An 18072-nucleotide genomic window follows, 5' to 3' on the forward strand; every position below is an offset into this window, starting at 1 on the left:
TTTTATTTTGCAATATTATCGAGCAGCAGTTTTGAAAAGATCGATATTGTCTAATGCTTTACCTGTTCCAATTGCTACGCAATCTAATGGATCTTCTGCAACAAGAACTGGCATTTTCGTTTCTTCACTAATTACTTTATCTAAATTACGTAGTAATGCCCCGCCACCTGTTAATACGATACCGCGGTCCATAATATCAGCCGCTAATTCAGGTGGAGTTTTTTCTAACGTATTTTTAACTGATTCTACAATCGCATCTACTGTATCTTTTAATGCATCTGCAATTTCTTCTGGCTGAATTAGTACTGTTTTTGGTAAACCACTTACTAAATCACGACCGCGAATTTCCATAGGCTCGATACCTTCTGGCTCGCCTGCAGAACCAATTTCTAATTTTAATGCTTCAGCTGTTCTTTCACCGATCATTAAGTTATAGCTTTTCTTAATGTACTGAATGATTGAATCGTCCATATCATCACCAGCAACACGGACTGACTGGCTTGTTACAATACCACCTAGAGAAATAATTGCAACTTCTGTTGTACCACCACCGATATCAACAACCATACTACCAGTTGGTTCCCAAACAGGTAAGTTTGCACCAATTGCTGCTGCAAATGGCTCTTCGATAGGATAAGCATCACGAGCACCCGCTTGACGAGTCGCATCGATTACTGCACGTCTTTCTACAGCTGTAATACCAGATGGTACACATACCATTACATACGGCTTACGTGAGAAGAAACCGTTTGATTTTTGAGCTTGTTGAATGTAATATTTCATCATTGTTGCAGTTGTTTCGTAATCAGCAATTACACCGTCTTTCATCGGGCGAAGTGCCACAACGTTCCCTGGTGTACGACCAATCATTTGTTTTGCGTCGCTACCTACAGCAACGATTTGTTTCGTATCAGTTTGTAACGCCACTACTGAAGGTTCACGTAAAACTACACCTTTTCCTTTTACATATACAAGCGTGTTCGCAGTTCCTAAGTCTATTCCAAGATCGCGAGTAAATCCACCAAATCCAAACATATTATTTATCTTCCTTTCTTGTTTTCACGGACTCATTTTTTCTTAATTTATATTATAAAAACAGTACGTTTTTTATATCTTTATCCTTTTTGTAGATAAATTTCTACAAAAAACTCATAAATCACATTATAAAACAAAATAAGTAAAAAGCATAGTCTTAAATATGACCTTTTTCCTTTAAACTCACGAATTTATGGTCACCTATTATAATATGATCAAGCACTTCAATTCCGATAATCTGGCCGCATTCTACTAAGCGTTTGGTTACTTCAATATCTTCACGGCTCGGCGTGGGATCTCCTGAGGGATGGTTATGAAGACATATGATAGAGGCTGCTGCACGACGGAAGGCTTCTTTAAAAACTTCCCTCGGGTGTACAATTGACGTGTTTAAACTTCCAATAAAGATCGTTTGCCTATGTATAACTTGATTTTTTGTATTTAAATATAAACAAACAAAATGCTCTTGTTGTAAAAAACGCATTTCTTCCATCATGTATTTCGCACAATCTTCTGGACTTCGAATACTATATCTATTTTGATATTCTAAACGTACCATTCTTCTGCCTAGTTCAAAGGCTGCCATAAGTTGCGATGCCTTTGAAATCCCAATACCATGTATACTAATTAGCTCTTCTAATGTTGCATCTTTCAACATACGTAAGCCATCAAATTGGTGTAAAATTTTATCTGACAACTTTAAAACTGTTTCTTCTTTAGAACCTGTTCTGAGTAACACTGCGAGAAGCTCTCGATTTGATAAACTTCCAGCACCTTCTAACAATAAACGCTCCCGTGGCTGTTCTTCTCTTACAACATCACGAATACCGTTCATCTCTCCACCCCTTTATTTGTTCTCTCAAAGAAAACCCCATGCAATTTTACGCATGGGTTACATCAATATCAAATTGTTTTAATTCCCGAACGAGACGTGCAATTGGTAAGCCAACTACACTATAGTAGTCCCCTTGAATATTTTGAACGAAAATAGATCCTTTACCTTGAATCCCATAACTACCGGCTTTATCAAGAGGTTCTTTCGACGCGACGTATGTATCAATTTCCTCTTCTGTTAACTCCCAAAATGTAACTTCTGTACGCTCATAAAAAGTAACCGTTTTTTCTTTTGCTATAATCGCAACACCTGTATACACTTCATGTGTTTTCCCTGATAGTAATTGTAACATCTCTTTCGCCTCATCCTCATTAGAAGGCTTACCAAGAATACGCGACTCATATGTAACAATTGTATCTGCACCTAACACAATGTAATCACTATTATTTTCTGCCACCGCTGATGCTTTTTGCAAGGCAAGCGACATTACAATATCAGAAGGCGATGAATATGCACCAATTGTTTCCTCTACTTCACTTACAACGATTTCAAATGGCACACTAGCTAACTCAAGTAATTCCTTCCTCCGAGGTGATCCTGAAGCTAAAATTATTTTTCTCATATTTTCTCCTTCCTTTCTCACATGAAGCAGAACAATTTATATTAATCGTATCAAAGGAATAGTTTGCCCACAAATGAAAGAAATATTAATTTCTCTAACTAAAATAAAACTTCTTTATTGCATACGATTATATTCCCGTCATAGAGAAAGCACTTTGCTCTAAATTCAAAAGAAAAGAAAGAAGTACATGTACTTCTTTCTTACTCATTTTATTATCCTATCATTTCACTTTCTACGAAACAATTTTTTCATACGAGAGTAAACCATCAATAATAACTTGATTTAATTTCGCCAAAGATTCCTTATCCACCTTCCCATCTTTTACTGTTTGTACAGCTACCGACGTATACATATACAGTTTCTTTGCTTCTTCTCGTTTCATACTTTCCCCTTCTTTTTCAACCTTTTTCCATTCTTTTTCAATTGCTTCTATATCTTTTGGGCTGCTTTTTCCACCAACTTGTACGCTAGAAGCATATTTTGCTAAATGAGTGTATAATGGCTGCACTTTTGTTAAAAATGTCCCTACTTCTTTATCATCTTTCAGCAATGCTTTATCTGTTATATCCCAGCTCTTTTTTAAAACGGAGACACCATCATTTTTATACTTAGTCATTAATTGATTTATAGACTGTTCATCGCTAGCAATACCAACAACTATTGCATACTTATCACCGCTCGGTCTCAAAGCACCAATGCCCCCATTGCCTTTCCATTCTTCAAGAGCTGCCTGTCCCTTTTCTTCAGAAGAATAAAGCCCCCCTTGAACAAAAAATAATTTCATCGGATCCAATGACGTTCCTGTCTGTGCTTTTTGTTTTTCTTCTTTCGGTGCTGGTGTTTGTTCTGCCGTTCCACCCACCTTTGATTCTCCATTTCCAGTCGGCCTTGAAGCTGTCACTTCACTTCCTCCTGTCGTTCCTTGTCCAGTAAGTAAATGAAGCATCCCCATTCCAAACGCCGTACCGATAATGATTGCAGTTGCAACGATTACAATTAATGTATTACTCCACTTCTTTCGGTATTTTTCCACAGACATTGATTTCGCTTTTTGAAACGGAACAACATTTTTCGGTCGTTCACTTTCTACTACCATCCATTCAAATTCATCTTTCTTTTTTTCCTCATACTTCGCTTCTGTTCCATTCACTTTCACTGAGATCGTTCGTGATTGCTTGTCCATACACTCACACCTCACCTCTTATCGTTGTCCGCATCATATCATATTCATTTCATAAAAAAACGAGATATTTGTCAGAGGAATTCGCCAAATAACCCTATATATTTATCTTATATGTATGCATTTGACTTCATTTGTAGAACAAAAAAACTAGATAGCAAAGACTATCTAGTTTTTCTCGCGAATATATTTTCGTACTTCAGAAATGAAATAAAGAGAACCTGTTATGATAAAAACATCATTTTCTGCTATCTTTTCAACTTTTGTATCAATTGCCTCTTTCCAATTTTCAAAAACTAATTTTGATTCTTTCTGTGAATATGATGCAAGCTTGTCAGCAGAAATAGCACGATCAAAGGCGAATGTTGTAAAAATAATTTCATCTGCAATGGTTTCTAATTGGCCTACCATGTTATGTAATTGTTTATCACCAAGGGCAGTAAATAACACTATTACATTTTTATCTTTGTAATGCGCTTCTACTGTTTTCACAAGGCTTTCGATACCTTCTGGATTATGAGCACCATCTATAATAATATCCGGGTTACTTCGCAACTTTTCAAAGCGCCCAATCCAATATGCTTCCCGTAATCCCGTTCTTATCTCATCTTCCTCAATTAAAAATGATAAATATGTTTTCACATACATTACTGCCATAAGTGCTAGCGCTGCATTTCCTACTTGATGAATGCCTTTCATTGAGATTTGCAAATCTTCAAATGCGGAAAAAGGACAAGTAAAATCAAACTGTTCCCCATCTTCGTTAGACTGTTTATGCAACGCTGTAAAATGCTTGCCAAGTTCGTATAAGTTTGCATGGTTTTCCTTTGCAACATTTTGAATGACTTGCAAAGCTTCTTCATCTTGTACACCAGTAATTACGGGCACGCCAGACTTAATAATCCCCGCCTTTTCATATGCAATTTCCCCTAGTGTATTTCCTAAAATATGCATATGATCGTGACCTATATTTGTAATAATCGTGAGAACAGGGTGTATAACATTGGTAGAATCAAAACGTCCACCAAGCCCTGTTTCAAATAAAACAACATCACAGAAATTGAATTTTCCGAAATAGCAAATCGCCATAACAGTAATAATTTCAAACTCTGTCGCTTCCCCTAAATCCGTTTCATCTAGTTTTTCCACGACTGGTTTTACCATCTTTACAAGTTCAGTAATCTCTTCGTCTGCAATTGGTGTTCCATTCACACTAATGCGTTCATTAAATGATTCGATGTAAGGAGAGGTAAACGTTCCTACCTTATATTTCGCGCCTTCTAACATGTAACGCATATATGTTAACGTTGAACCTTTTCCATTTGTACCAGCAAGATGAACACATTTTATATGACGCTCTGGATTTCCAAGTTCTTCTAACATCCATCTCATTCTTTCTAATCCTGGCTTAATTCCAAATTTCAATCGGCTATGGATCCACCCTATCGCTTCTTCGTATGTATGTATCACGTATGTTTTTCCCCTTTCAAAAGACAACTTTCATAGTTCTATTATACGCAAAGAAAAGAGACTCACCAATATAGTGAGTCTCTAAAAACATTTTTACTTTTCAAGATCTGCTAGACGTTGACGAACTGCTTCGCGTTTTTCTAGGTAATCTTGCTCTTTCGCACGCTCTCCTTCAATAACCGCTGCAGGAGCTTTCGCTACGAAACCTTGGTTAGAAAGTTTCTTCTGTACACGTTCTACTTCTTTATCGAACTTCTCAAGTTCTTTCTCAAGACGAGCTCTCTCTTCATCAAGATTGATAAGATCAGCTAACGGTAAGAATAACTCTGCACCTGATACGATTGCAGTCATTGCTTTTTCTGGCGCTTGTAAGTCCGTTTGAATTGTTAATTCGCTTGGGTTACAGAAACGCTCAATGTAAGAGCTGTTTTTCGTAAGTTGAGCAAGTACAGCCTCATCTTTTGCTTTAATTTGCATTTGAACTTTTTTGCTCATTGGCGTATTTACTTCTGCACGGATGTTACGAACAGAGCGAATGATATCAACTAGAAGGTGCATTTCTGCCGCAGCTTCCGTATCTTGTAAATCTTCGCGAACTGTTGGCCACGCAGCTACTGTAATAGACTCGCCTTCACGCGGTAAATGTTGCCAAATTTTCTCTGTTACGAATGGCATGAATGGGTGTAATAGACGCATTGTTTGATCTAATACGTAAGCTAAAATAGAACGAGTTGTTTTCTTAGCTGCTTCATCTTCACCGTATAGTGGAAGTTTCGCCATTTCAATATACCAATCACAGAAATCGTCCCAAATGAAGTTGTATAATGAACGACCAGCTTCACCGAACTCATATTTATCCATGTTACGTGTTACGCTTTCGATTGTTTCGTTTAAGCGAGTTAAGATCCACTTATCTGCTACTGATTTTTCACCAGTTAAATCGATTTCTTCATACTTCATATCATCCATGTTCATTAATACGAAACGTGATGCGTTCCAAATTTTATTAATGAAGTTCCAAGTAGATTCTACTTTTTCCATGCTGAAACGTAAATCTTGACCTGGTGCACTTCCTGTTGATAAGAAGAAACGCATTGCATCTGCACCGTACTTCTCGATAACATCCATTGGATCAATACCGTTACCAAGAGATTTACTCATTTTACGACCTTGCTCATCACGAACTAAACCGTGAATTAATACATCTTTAAATGGACGCTCTCCTGTAAACTCTAAACCTTGGAAAATCATACGAGATACCCAGAAGAAGATGATATCATAACCCGTTACTAGTGCATCTGTTGAATAGTAACGTTTGAAGTCTGCTGAATCTTCATTTGGCCAACCAAGTGTTGAAAATGGCCATAACGCTGAACTGAACCATGTATCAAGTACGTCATTATCTTGATTCCAGTTTTCAATATCTGCTGGTGCTTCTGTACCTACGTATACTTCACCAGTTTCTTTATGGTACCAAGCTGGAATACGGTGTCCCCACCATAATTGACGAGAAATACACCAGTCATGAATATTTTCCATCCAGCGTAAATATGTGTTTTCAAAACGCTCTGGTACGAACGTTACTTTTTCTTCTTCTTTTTGTTGAAGCGCTACTGCTTTTTCAGCAAGTGGAGCCATTTTTACGAACCATTGTGTTGATAAATAAGGCTCAACAACTGCACCGCTACGCTCACTATGACCTACTGAATGCATATGTGGCTCGATTTCTACTAATACGCCAGCTTCTTGTAAGTCTTTCACTAATTCTTTACGGCATTCGAAACGATCCATACCGTTATACTTACCAGCTTTTTCGTTCATTGTTCCATCTTCGTTCATTACTAAAATGCGTGGTAAGTCATGACGGTTACCTACTTCAAAGTCATTCGGGTCATGAGCTGGTGTAATTTTTACAACGCCCGTTCCGAAATCTTTTTCTACGTACTCATCAGCAATAATCGGAATCTCACGGCCTACGATTGGAAGTGTAACTGTTTTTCCGATTAAATGTTTGTAACGATCGTCTTCGGGATGAACTGCTACTGCTGTATCACCCAGCATCGTTTCTGGACGAGTTGTCGCAAGACGAATGTGACCAGAACCATCTGTTAACGGATAGTTCATATGGTAGAATGCACCTTGAACTTCTTTATGAATTACTTCAATATCAGAAAGAGCTGTGCGTGTTGCTGGATCCCAGTTGATGATATATTCACCACGGTAAATTAAGCCTTTTTCGTATAATTGAACGAATACTTTATTAACCGCATCTGATAAACCTTTGTCTAATGTGAAGCGTTCACGAGAATAGTCTAGTCCTAAACCAACTTTTCCCCATTGTTGACGAATGTGAGAAGCGTATTCTTCTTTCCACTCCCAAGCTTTTTCAAGGAATTTTTCACGGCCAAGATCGTAACGTGAAATACCTTCTTCACGAAGTTTTCCTTCTACTTTTGCTTGTGTTGCAATACCAGCATGGTCCATTCCTGGAAGCCATAGCACATCGTATCCTTGCATACGCTTCGTACGAGTTAAAATATCTTGAAGAGTTGTATCCCAAGCATGACCTAAGTGTAACTTACCAGTTACGTTCGGAGGTGGAATTACAATTGTATATGGTTGTTTCTTCTCGTCTCCTGTTGCTTCAAAATATTTGCCTTCAAGCCACCATTGATAAAGGCCTTCTTCAACGGACATATAATCATATTTAGTTGGTAAATTCTTTTCCGTGTTTGACATTATTTTCCCTCCTTAAAATAAAAAATGTCCCTCATCCAAAAAGGACGAGGGACATCGCGGTACCACCTTTATTTACAAACAAATTCATAATTTGCTTATACTCTTAATTTGATAACGGACAAATCCGTCTTTTCCTAATAAGAACTATTCCGTTCAGAAAAGATGCTCCAGGGCTACCTTCTAACATAACTATCTAGAGAATCTCCCAGCTAATGATTCTCCTCTCTGAAGACGTTTCATGTTATACTCTTCCCCTTCAAGGCATTTATATGATTGTTAATTATTATATACAATAGTGTAAAAAACGAAACCTTATTCGTCAAGACAAATTTAAAACTACAGCTTTTCGTGCCAAAAAAAGAAGATAAGTAGAATCCTCTACTTATCTTCTTTCCCCCGCTATTTGCGGGCAGTAAGACCTCCACCTTAAAACTCAGCTGAAGCAAAGAAGTTAGATGGGAGCCCTGGTGCCCGTAAACGCCCAATTGGTGAAGGCTAATCATCAGCGGGGAATGCCTTTACTTTATCCGTTCCCTTGCTGGGCAGCTTGTAATTGTGACAGGAAATATTCTATATTGCTAACGAGCCAATGCGATTGTTGCAAACTCTTTACTCCGCGCAGTTCATTTTCCTCGTTGCGATTATCTCTTCTTTTCTTATAGGACTGGATTTGCCGAATAAATTGCGATGGATACGTCATATACGCAAACATAAGTAGTTGCTCTTCTTTCGTAAAAGGGAAATTTTTTTGATACATTTGAAACCATTCAAACCGATCACTTCTTGCGATTGGATATGTGTTTAAAGACCGTGAATAAAAACCTACTATATCTTGCACAGGCGTTGCAAACTTCGATTTTTCTAAACTAATAAAATAGCCATTCCGCTCATAGTCAAATAAAAAATGATTAAGTGACACATTACCATGCACAAAAGTAATACGCGTTTTCTCTTTTTCTTTCATCGCATCGTTCCACTCATTTAATTGCTTCGTTGCAAATTCACGCGCTCTCATTACATGATGATAGTACGTACAATATTGCAATTCAAACGGGGACATATACCATTTTGATTCAGATTCTACGAGAAACTCTTCTAACATCTCACCATCATTTTCCCAACGATCGGATATACTTGTATAATGTTTTTCTAAATCTTCTTCCGTATACATTTCTTCCTTCACAGTTTTTTGATGCAACGTTCCAAGTGTCTGAAACATTTTATGGTATTGATCATTGTCCTCACCGTTTCCTTCTGCACGTTCTAACCAAGGCATTAAATAATAATTATACGTCCCGTCACTTAAAATATAACTTCCATCCGTCGCATGATATATAGGTACATAATTTGAAAAACCTTTCTCCTTCAAATATTGAATATGATGCAGAAAGTTATTCCGCTCTAACTTTCTGCCTTCTATTTTCTTGAGTGCATATGGACCTTGATTCGTATAAATTTTCATTACATTTCCGTGCTCTTCCATATGCTGCGTATCCAATCTATATTGCCTCACGATAGGTTCATAGTGATTTCGCAACTCAATATCCATACGAATAACCCTTTCTATTCAAAACATAGCCTCTAAGAAAGGAAGTGAGTGAAAACACTCACTTCCTTATTTCGTCTTTACCCTTGAAACGGGAATATAAATAATTTGCCCCGTATTTAAAAATATATCTTCTGTTTGATTAACACGGTATAAATTTTGTACAGACGTTTCATAACGGTCTGCAATAGATTCAATTGTATCTCCTTCTTGCACGAAATACATTCTTAACTTTGTAAATTCTTCTTCCGGTTCTTTCGTAAATAGTTTTGTTAAATAAAGCGCATTTTCATCTCGCTGTGAGTACTCTTCTTCTTGTTCTTCCTGCTTTTTCGCTTTTTCTTTCTTGAAATCTTTTCGTCCGAACAGTTCAAATTGCGGCGTTGTTTCTTGCTCCTCTTCACGTTCCACAAATTCATGTTCTTCTATTTTCTCTTCTTCTAATTCCTGCTCTTTTCTTTCCTCTAATTGGAACGGTTCAAATGCGTAATCTTCCCACTCATCTGATTCCTTATATGCCGGTTCTTCTACATGCGGCGCCGGTCTATTTTCATCCTCTTGCGCTGAATCTTCTTCTAACTCAGCATACACCGTTTCTTCCTCTTCAACTTCATCCTCGCCTCTCTCTTCATCACACAAACCGGTAATAGATATATCCGCTAATAATTGTAAGCAACCATTTTCCTTTAATTCATAATCAAATTCCTCGATTGATACATATAGCTCTTCAATTACTTTCACTCGATTTCTCGGAATTGATATTTCAAGTGGAAAGGAATGAACAAGTTCATTAACCCCATCTTCTCTTGTTTCTACATAATCAATTGACTTTGCTGGCGATAGTTCTCTTAATGAATACGTGGAATCATCTTTTCGTGCAACATACTCTCCCGTTAAATCTAATTGTCCTCTCACGATTACTTCATGATCAAGCTCTTCTATCTCAACGTCTGGATCTAACGAAATTGACAAAAGTTCTTCGACTTCCTGTCCTTTTTGGAACCACACAGATTCTTTTAATGAAAATCGTAATGAATGATCTGCAGCCACTTCTTTTCCCCCTCCCAAACTATATGTCATTACAGATTTATGTGCGGAAAGCTTACTTTATGAATAAAAAAAATCGCTCCCCTTATGGAGAGCGATTTTCTCTAATACATTACGCTTTTAATTTTGACATTGCAATTTCAGCTGCTGCAATCGTCGCTTCAATATCTGCATCACTATGTGCTGTCGATAAGAATAAACCTTCGAATTGAGATGGTGGTAAGAATACACCTTGTTCTACCATTTCACGATAGTAAGCCGCAAAGAATTCTAAGTTTGAAGATTTTGCTGCATCGTAATTAATAACGGGTTCATCTGTAAAGAAAATACCAATCATAGAGCCTGCACGGTTAATATGGTGCGGAATGCCATGTTTTTCAGCTGCTTTACGTAATCCAGCTTCTAACATTTCAGCTTTACGCTCAAATTCTACATATGATTCTGGCGTTAACTGTACTAACGTTTCATAACCTGCCGCCATTGCAAGTGGGTTACCTGATAAAGTACCAGCTTGGTAAATTGGTCCGCTTGGCGCAACTTGGCGCATAATTTCCGCTTTACCACCGTATGCTCCTACTGGTAAACCACCACCGATTACTTTACCTAAGCATGTTAAATCAGGCGTTACGCCATAATAACCTTGGCCACAATTATAAGCTACTCGGAACCCTGTCATTACTTCATCAAAAATAAGCAATGCACCGTTTTGTTCTGTTACTTCACGAAGACCTTCTAAAAATCCAGGCTGCGGAGGAACAACCCCCATATTTCCTGCTACTGGTTCTACAATTACACAAGCAATATCATCACCGAATTGTTCAAACGCGTATTTTACGCTTTCTAAATCGTTATAAGCTACTGTAATCGTATTTTTCGCTACACCTTCTGGTACACCAGGACTATCTGGTAAACCTAAAGTCGCCACACCAGAACCAGCTTTAATTAATAACGAATCACCATGACCGTGGTAACAACCGATAAATTTCAAGATTTTATTACGACCTGTATAACCACGAGCTAAACGTAGTGCACTCATTGTTGCTTCCGTTCCAGAGTTAACCATACGCACAATCTCAATTGATGGCACGCGCTCAATAACAAGTTTTGCTAATTTATTTTCAATTTCTGTTGGTGCACCGAAGCTTGTACCTCTTTCAGCAACAGATTTTAACGCTTCTACAACACGATCATTTGCATGACCATGAATTAAAGGACCCCATGATAATACGTAGTCGATGTATTCATTCCCATCGATATCATATACTTTAGAGCCTTTTCCACGCTCCATAAACAACGGATTCATCCCAACAGACTTAAAGGCACGAACCGGGCTATTTACGCCGCCAGGCATTAAGTCTTGCGCCTCTTCAAACGCTGCAATTGACTTATCAAACTTTTTCATTATTTAGCGCCTCCTTCTTGTAACCATCTTGCTGCATCTTTTGCATGATACGTAATAATTAAATCTGCTCCTGCACGTTTCATACTAATTAATTTTTCAAGAACAACTTCTTTTTCATTAATCCAACCATTTTGCGCTGCCGCTTTAATCATCGAATATTCACCACTTACATTATAAGCGACAACTGGTAAATTAAAGTTGTTTTTCACATCACGAACGATATCTAAGTAAGAAAGAGCTGGTTTTACGATTAAGAAATCTGCACCTTCCATTACATCTGATTCTGCTTCACGGAATGCTTCCATACGGTTTGCCGGATCCATTTGATATGTTTTACGGTCACCAAATTGCGGTGCACCGTGCGCAGCATCACGGAATGGTCCATAAAATGCTGATGAATATTTCACAGCGTACGACATAACTGGCACGTGTCCAAAACCATTTTCGTCTAATGCATGGCGAATTGCTGTTACAAAGCCGTCCATCATGTTTGATGGCGCAATAATGTCCGCTCCTGCTTTCGCTTGACTTACAGCTGTTTTCGCAAGAACTGCAAGAGACTCGTCATTTAAAATAATACCATCTTCAATTACACCGCAATGACCATGGCTTGTAAATTGACATAAACATGTGTCTGCAACTACTACTAGCTCAGGGAAATCACCTTTAATTTGCTGAATAGCACGTTGTACAATTCCATGATCACAATATGCTGATGATCCAACTTCATCCTTTTCAGCAGGTAAACCAAATACAATAACAGAACGAATACCTAAATCAACAACTTCTTGCATTTCAGCTTGCAATAAATCTAAAGACATTTGATATACGCCTGGCATAGAAGGAACTTCATTACGAACATTTTCACCTTCTAATACAAAAATAGGGTAAATAAAATCTTCCGTATGTAAAAACGTTTCACGCACAAGCGCACGCATGCCCCCGCTTTGTCTTAAACGACGATGACGATTAAATTGTAAAGAGTTCATAGATTTCTATCCCCATTCTTTCATTTTATAGATTCACAAACATATTGTAGTAATGCTTCTACAGTGTACTCTTTCGGCACAATAACAGACGGAAAATAAAGACTTGCCTCTTTTTCCGTAATAGGTCCTATACAAGCAATTGTACATTTTTTTGTCCATTCTCTCCAGTTTGTACCCTCAAGTAAACGAACAAAACTAGTAACAGTTGAAGGGCTCGTAAATGTAATAATGTCTACTTTCCCTAACTTCAATGCCGCTATAAGCTCTTGCTTTTTTTCTATATTCACTTTCGTACCGTATACGGTTAGCTCATCTAGAGAAACACCAATTTCCCGAAGTGCAACCGGAATTACCTCTCTTGCTAAATTCCCTTTCGGAAATAAAATACGTTCATTTCCACTTAATTCTTTTAGAAACTCTTCTGCAAATGCTTCTGCAACAAATGAAGTCGGAACAAAATGAACTTGATAGCCCCTTTTTTCTAACTCTAATTTTGTTTTCACACCTACCGCAGCGATTTTAATGGTTAGTGGTAGTTTCTTTTTTAAACTATCTAGAAAAAAAGCTACACCATTTCTGCTCGTAAAAATAACCCAGTCGTATGAATGTAGCTGCTCTTCAATATGTTGAATTTGCCTATGAGACATACCTTCCATACGCAAAAGCGGAATTTCCAATGGAATTCCGCTCTTTTCTTTCACTGCTACACTCATTTGTTTCGCTTGATGCTGGGCACGTGTAATCAATACCGTTTTTCCAGCGAGAGCGTTCATATTTATTGTTGCTCCTTATTTGCAGCAAGAATGAGTTCTTTGGCGCCTTGCTTAATTAAACGGTCCGCGGCCTCTAATCCTACTTCCTCAGGATCAGTACCCACTACTGTCTCTTTTAATAAAACAGAGCCATCCATAGAGCCGACAAGAGCTGTTAATTCGATTGCATCGTTTTCTGTAAGGGTTGCATATCCAGCGATTGGAACTTGGCATCCACCTTCAAGTTTATGAAGAAATACTCGCTCCGCCGCCACTGTTCTTTCTGTTATCGCATCATTAATATGCGCTAACAACTGCAATAAATCCTTATCATCCTCACGACACTCAATCGCTAATGCACCTTGTCCTACAGCAGGTACACATAACGTTTCATCTAAATGTTCTGTAATAACTTCATCATCCCAGCCCATTCTTTGTAATCCAGCTGTCGCTAAAATAATCGCATCGTAATCTTCTTCTTTTAATTTACGTAAACGTGTATCGATATTCCCGCGAATCCACTTCACTTGTAAATCTGGTCTCGCAGCGAGTAGCTGTGCACTACGTCTTAAACTACTCGTACCTAAAATAGCACCTTCCGCTAACTCTTTAAACGATGCTCCATTTTTTGAGATAAAAGCATCACGAGGGTCAACACGCTTTGGTGTACAGCCAATCATTAAACCTTCTGGAAGTACGGCTGGCATATCTTTCATACTATGTACAGCCATATCGATTTCTTTCGTAAGTAGCGCGTGTTCAATCTCTTTTACAAACAAGCCTTTGCCGCCTACTTTTGAAAGAGTAACATCTAAAATAACATCACCTTTTGTGACAATTTCTTTCACTTCAAATTCATATGGTAGACCTAGGGCTTTTAACTGATCAATAAACCAGTTTGTTTGCGTTAATGCTAGTTTACTCTTTCGTGATCCTACAATAATTTTGCGCATAATTCTCTCTCCTCATTATAAATACCAAAAGTGGAAATTGGATAAACTGCTTAATAGAAAAATGTTTACTAGCATTACGAGAAACGATCCGATATTCCACTGTACAATTTTCTTACCTTGCAACACATCTGCCGCTCGTAAATATAAACCTGTGCAATACACAAATAGAACGACAAAAGATCCGATTACTTTCGTATCATACCAATGGAAATTGTCCAATTTTGTATATCCCCATATACATCCCAATAAAATTGCTAGTAAGAAAAATGGAACAGAAAATAAATTTAATCCGTAAGACATAGATTCTAGCTTCGGTAAATTCCCTAATCTTCTTAATCTCGCATTCCATTTTTTCTTTTTTAATAGGCGATATTGTAATAAGTACATAATAGAAAAAATGAACGATACAGTAAACGTTGCGTAAGAAATAATTGCCATACCGACATGCACGTATACAAGTTCTGAAACTAATTGTTCCGCAAGTACTGGCGACATCTTTCCGAGCGGTGTAAAAATAGAAAAAGCGCTTACGCCAAATGCAACAACATTTGTAAAAAAGACTAAAAAGTCAATTCTCATAAATCGATTAATGACTAACGACATCGTAATCAATAACCAAACATAAAAATATATCCCTGATAATAAAGTTAAAATAGGATTCGTTTCTGAATCTGTAGCCCTAAGTAACATAAAAATAGACTGCAGGACCCATACAATCGAAAGTAACCAAAAAGCAAATCGGTTCGCCTTTCGGTTACTTTGGAAATAATCTATAAAATATAAACTAATGCTACAAGCATATAAAATAATTGCAATATGATAAATAATACTGTTATTTAAAAAACTCATCCGATCATCCTTCCAAATTATAAAGATGGAACGGATGGTGTCCACACTTTTTTATGTTCTACTTCTTCCGCACAATTCTCTACGTCTTCCGTTTCTAAATCGAAAATCTTCGCAAATAACGCTAATTTTTCGCTCGCTCCCTCTTCAGCAGCTATTTCTTTCGCTACTAAAATTGGGTCTTTTAATAATTGATTAATAATACTTTTCGTATGCTTACTAATAACTTTTTTCTCGCGATCACTAAGGTTTGGTATTTTTCGCTCTAGGCTTACCATCGTTTCACTTTGGATTGCAAGTGCCTTATCACGAAGAGCTGATATTAATGGAACAACACCAAGTGTACTTAACCACGTTTTAAATAGAACAATTTCCTCTTCAATCATAAATTGAATTTTCTCTGCTTCTTTCAAACGCTCAGCACGGTTTGCCTCCACTACTCCTTGTAAATCATCAATATCATACAAGAAAGAACCTTCTAGCTCATCAATCGCTGGATCAATATCACGTGGCACTGCAATGTCAACCATAAACAAAGGGCGACCACAGCGCATTTTCTCCACCTTTGTCATCATCTCTTTCGTAATGACATACTCAGATGCACCAGTTGAACTAATTAAAATATCTGCTTCTAATAATGCACATTGTAATTCGCTTAACGATTTTGCATGTCCCATATATTTCTCAGCCATTACTTCTGCTTTCGAAAGCGTCCTATTCATAACTGTTACTTTACGAGCACCACTTCCATATAAGTTTTGCAGTGCAAGTTCGCCCATTTTACCAGCACCAAGAATAAGCACATGACAATCTGTTAACTCGCCAAATATTTTCTTTCCAAGCTCAACAGCAGCATAACTAACAGACATCGCACTTTCCCCGATTGTTGTTTCTGAGTGGGCACGTTTTGCTAATGTAATGACTTGCTTAAACAATTCATTAAAAATTGTGCCTGTTGCTTTAACTTGTTGCGCTTCTAAAAAGCTATCTTTTATTTGACCTAAAATCTGCGTTTCTCCGACTACCATAGAATCTAAACCGCACGTTACGCGGAATAAATGATCTATTGCACCATCTTGTTCAAAAATAGTTAAATATGGCGCGACTTCTTCTATTTCAAGCTGAAACCAATCAGCTAAAAACTTCTTAATATAATACCGTCCCGTGTGTAATTGATCGACAACAGCATAAATCTCAGTGCGATTACAAGTTGATACAATGACATTCTCTAACACGCTCTTTTGATTTTGTAATGTAGTCATCGCTCGCTCTAGTTCTGCTGCCTGAAATGTGAGTTTCTCACGAAATTCTACAGGGGCTGTTCGATAATTTACACTAACAACAAGAATATGCACGCAGCATGTCCCCCTTCACCCGTTTTATCACTTTATCTACTATCATAATACAACTTTCCTCTTATGAATCTGACAATCGTGTGAACAACTGATTATTTTTTAATTATTCTCCGTATGTAATAAAGGAGATTCAGTAACACTAATAAAAAAACTTCTACTTTATAATGATTATAAATTAATAACTCTATTTGTACGTTACCAAAAAAAGCCCTCATAATCAAGTGATGGAAACTATTCCATATAAATTATAACATCATCTTCCCTATCTTCTTTCATCATGAAGGAAAATATGTATGATTGTTCCAAAATGCAACAAAGACTTTCTCAATACAATGTATTTGACATTGTATTTCTTTTTCGTTATATTGGTTTTACGAAATTAAATTGTGCACAAATTAATTAGAAGGGAGTTATTTATGACAGAGGACTCTTTGCATCTAGATAACCAACTTTGTTTTTCTATTTACGCCTGCTCTAGAGAGGTTACTCGTTTTTATCGACCTTATTTAGAAGAAATGGGTATTACGTATCCCCAGTACATTACTTTACTCGTACTATGGGAGCAAGATGGACTAACAGTAAAAGAAATTGGAGAACGTCTATTTTTAGATTCTGGTACGTTAACACCTATGTTAAAACGCATGGAATCATTAAAACTTGTAAAACGTGTTCGTTCCAAAGAAGACGAGCGAAAAGTTTGTATTGAATTAACAGAACAAGGCAAAGATTTAAAGGAAAAGGCTTGTTCATTACCGACAACGATGGCTACAAACTTAGGAATTACAGAGCAAGAATATCGCTCTTTATTAATTCAGCTAAATAAACTAATTGACACAATGAAAACAATTAATGATAGAAAAGGGGAATAAATATGGATAAATTATATACTGCTTCAGTAACAGCAACAGGTGGAAGAAATGGGAAAGTAGTTTCAGATGATGGCATATTAAATCTTGATGTAAAAATGCCGAAAGCACTAGGTGGTGCAGGCGGAGAAGCAACAAATCCAGAACAACTATTTGCAGCTGGTTATGCAGCTTGTTTCGATAGTGCATTACAACTTGTCATTCGTACAAAACGTGTGAAAGTAGAAAGTACAGAAGTAACTGCTCACGTTTCTATCGAAAAAGATACAGATGGTGGTTTCGGCCTATCTGCTGTACTTGATGTACATGTGGCTGGCGTTTCACATAACGAAGCACAAGAACTTGTAGAAGCGGCTCACGGTGTATGTCCTTACTCGAAAGCAACACGAGGAAATATTGAAGTTACATTAAACGTACGCTAAAAAATTTAGCAAA

The 18072-nt window shown here is 37.4% G+C and carries 16 protein-coding genes and 1 other annotated feature; of the genes, 2 read left to right on the forward strand and 14 right to left on the reverse strand.

The genetic code is table 11. The features are described from left to right. Nucleotides 1-15 precede the first annotated feature (15 nt). The 14 genes from mreB to hemA form a co-directional block, all read right to left on the reverse strand. The gene (gene mreB / locus NST86_RS22575) at nt 16-1035 is read right to left on the reverse strand and encodes a cell shape-determining protein MreB (RefSeq protein ID WP_000466736.1); all 1020 of its coding nucleotides are present in this window, start codon (nt 1033-1035) and stop codon (nt 16-18) included. Between the two features lie 157 nt (nt 1036-1192). Then, entirely contained in the window at nt 1193-1870 is a 678-nt protein-coding gene (radC, locus tag NST86_RS22580) for a DNA repair protein RadC (RefSeq protein WP_001013391.1), read from the reverse strand. Between the two features lie 46 nt (nt 1871-1916). Next, entirely contained in the window at nt 1917-2492 is a 576-nt protein-coding gene (locus NST86_RS22585) for a Maf family protein (protein ID WP_001226294.1), read from the reverse strand. A gap of 232 nt (nt 2493-2724) precedes the next feature. After that, entirely contained in the window at nt 2725-3675 is a 951-nt protein-coding gene (locus tag NST86_RS22590) for a hypothetical protein (RefSeq protein ID WP_000361012.1), read from the reverse strand. A gap of 165 nt (nt 3676-3840) precedes the next feature. Further along, a complete protein-coding gene (locus NST86_RS22595; RefSeq protein ID WP_086424105.1) occupies nt 3841-5142 on the reverse strand; it encodes a bifunctional folylpolyglutamate synthase/dihydrofolate synthase in 1302 nt (433 codons plus the stop codon). A 93-nt stretch (nt 5143-5235) separates the two neighbouring features. Next, complete coding sequence (locus NST86_RS22600; RefSeq protein ID WP_340934322.1) at nt 5236-7881, reverse strand: valine--tRNA ligase; 2646 nt, start codon at nt 7879-7881, stop codon at nt 5236-5238. A 37-nt stretch (nt 7882-7918) separates the two neighbouring features. Then, nucleotides 7919-8150 (reverse strand) — a binding site (T-box leader). Nucleotides 8151-8404: 254 nt separating this feature from the next. Beyond that, entirely contained in the window at nt 8405-9430 is a 1026-nt protein-coding gene (ysxE, locus tag NST86_RS22605) for a spore coat protein YsxE (protein WP_000350655.1), read from the reverse strand. Between the two features lie 66 nt (nt 9431-9496). Further along, complete coding sequence (gene spoVID / locus NST86_RS22610; protein ID WP_115735440.1) at nt 9497-10507, reverse strand: stage VI sporulation protein D; 1011 nt, start codon at nt 10505-10507, stop codon at nt 9497-9499. Between the two features lie 79 nt (nt 10508-10586). Further along, nucleotides 10587-11876 (reverse strand): glutamate-1-semialdehyde 2,1-aminomutase, encoded by a 1290-nt coding sequence (hemL, locus tag NST86_RS22615; RefSeq protein WP_000712943.1) that lies wholly within the window; start codon nt 11874-11876, stop codon nt 10587-10589. Next, nucleotides 11876-12865 (reverse strand): porphobilinogen synthase, encoded by a 990-nt coding sequence (gene hemB, locus NST86_RS22620; protein WP_001087065.1) that lies wholly within the window; start codon nt 12863-12865, stop codon nt 11876-11878. The genes hemL and hemB overlap by 1 nt, the downstream gene beginning before the upstream one ends. A gap of 20 nt (nt 12866-12885) precedes the next feature. Then, nucleotides 12886-13638, reverse strand: coding sequence for a uroporphyrinogen-III synthase (hemD, locus tag NST86_RS22625; RefSeq protein WP_000992349.1), 753 nt, complete (start codon nt 13636-13638; stop codon nt 12886-12888). A gap of 2 nt (nt 13639-13640) precedes the next feature. Continuing rightward, nucleotides 13641-14570 carry a hydroxymethylbilane synthase gene (gene hemC / locus NST86_RS22630; RefSeq protein ID WP_001226399.1) on the reverse strand — a complete coding sequence of 310 codons (930 nt, stop codon included), beginning with the start codon at nt 14568-14570 and terminating at the stop codon, nt 13641-13643. Between the two features lie 15 nt (nt 14571-14585). Then, nucleotides 14586-15419: a cytochrome c biogenesis protein gene (locus NST86_RS22635; RefSeq protein WP_000008999.1), complete on the reverse strand. Its 834-nt coding sequence runs from the start codon at nt 15417-15419 to the stop codon at nt 14586-14588. A 17-nt stretch (nt 15420-15436) separates the two neighbouring features. Next, nucleotides 15437-16771 (reverse strand): glutamyl-tRNA reductase, encoded by a 1335-nt coding sequence (gene hemA, locus NST86_RS22640; protein WP_000547864.1) that lies wholly within the window; start codon nt 16769-16771, stop codon nt 15437-15439. Between the two features lie 416 nt (nt 16772-17187). On the opposite strand from hemA, the gene NST86_RS22645 reads away from it, so the two are divergent. Continuing rightward, nucleotides 17188-17640 carry a MarR family winged helix-turn-helix transcriptional regulator gene (locus NST86_RS22645; RefSeq protein WP_016118673.1) on the forward strand — a complete coding sequence of 151 codons (453 nt, stop codon included), beginning with the start codon at nt 17188-17190 and terminating at the stop codon, nt 17638-17640. Between the two features lie 2 nt (nt 17641-17642). After that, nucleotides 17643-18059 (forward strand): organic hydroperoxide resistance protein, encoded by a 417-nt coding sequence (locus NST86_RS22650; protein WP_061664902.1) that lies wholly within the window; start codon nt 17643-17645, stop codon nt 18057-18059. Nucleotides 18060-18072 lie beyond the last annotated feature (13 nt).

The sequence above is a fragment of the Bacillus sp. FSL L8-0199 genome (assembly GCF_038005705.1).
Lineage (GTDB): Bacteria > Bacillota > Bacilli > Bacillales > Bacillaceae_G > Bacillus_A > Bacillus_A cereus.

Coding starts and splice junctions, on each gene's coding strand:
- hemC (WP_001226399.1), bottom strand. CDS start 14,570: ATGCGCAAAATTATTGTAGGATCACGAAAGAGTAAACTAGCATTAACG.
- NST86_RS22600 (WP_340934322.1), bottom strand. CDS start 7,881: ATGTCAAACACGGAAAAGAATTTACCAACTAAATATGATTATATGTCC.
- NST86_RS22635 (WP_000008999.1), bottom strand. CDS start 15,419: ATGAGTTTTTTAAATAACAGTATTATTTATCATATTGCAATTATTTTA.
- mreB (WP_000466736.1), bottom strand. CDS start 1,035: ATGTTTGGATTTGGTGGATTTACTCGCGATCTTGGAATAGACTTAGGA.
- NST86_RS22590 (WP_000361012.1), bottom strand. CDS start 3,675: ATGGACAAGCAATCACGAACGATCTCAGTGAAAGTGAATGGAACAGAA.
- spoVID (WP_115735440.1), bottom strand. CDS start 10,507: ATGACATATAGTTTGGGAGGGGGAAAAGAAGTGGCTGCAGATCATTCA.
- NST86_RS22645 (WP_016118673.1), top strand. CDS start 17,188: ATGACAGAGGACTCTTTGCATCTAGATAACCAACTTTGTTTTTCTATT.
- NST86_RS22585 (WP_001226294.1), bottom strand. CDS start 2,492: ATGAGAAAAATAATTTTAGCTTCAGGATCACCTCGGAGGAAGGAATTA.
- ysxE (WP_000350655.1), bottom strand. CDS start 9,430: ATGGATATTGAGTTGCGAAATCACTATGAACCTATCGTGAGGCAATAT.
- hemD (WP_000992349.1), bottom strand. CDS start 13,638: ATGAACGCTCTCGCTGGAAAAACGGTATTGATTACACGTGCCCAGCAT.
- hemB (WP_001087065.1), bottom strand. CDS start 12,865: ATGAACTCTTTACAATTTAATCGTCATCGTCGTTTAAGACAAAGCGGG.
- hemL (WP_000712943.1), bottom strand. CDS start 11,876: ATGAAAAAGTTTGATAAGTCAATTGCAGCGTTTGAAGAGGCGCAAGAC.
- NST86_RS22650 (WP_061664902.1), top strand. CDS start 17,643: ATGGATAAATTATATACTGCTTCAGTAACAGCAACAGGTGGAAGAAAT.
- radC (WP_001013391.1), bottom strand. CDS start 1,870: ATGAACGGTATTCGTGATGTTGTAAGAGAAGAACAGCCACGGGAGCGT.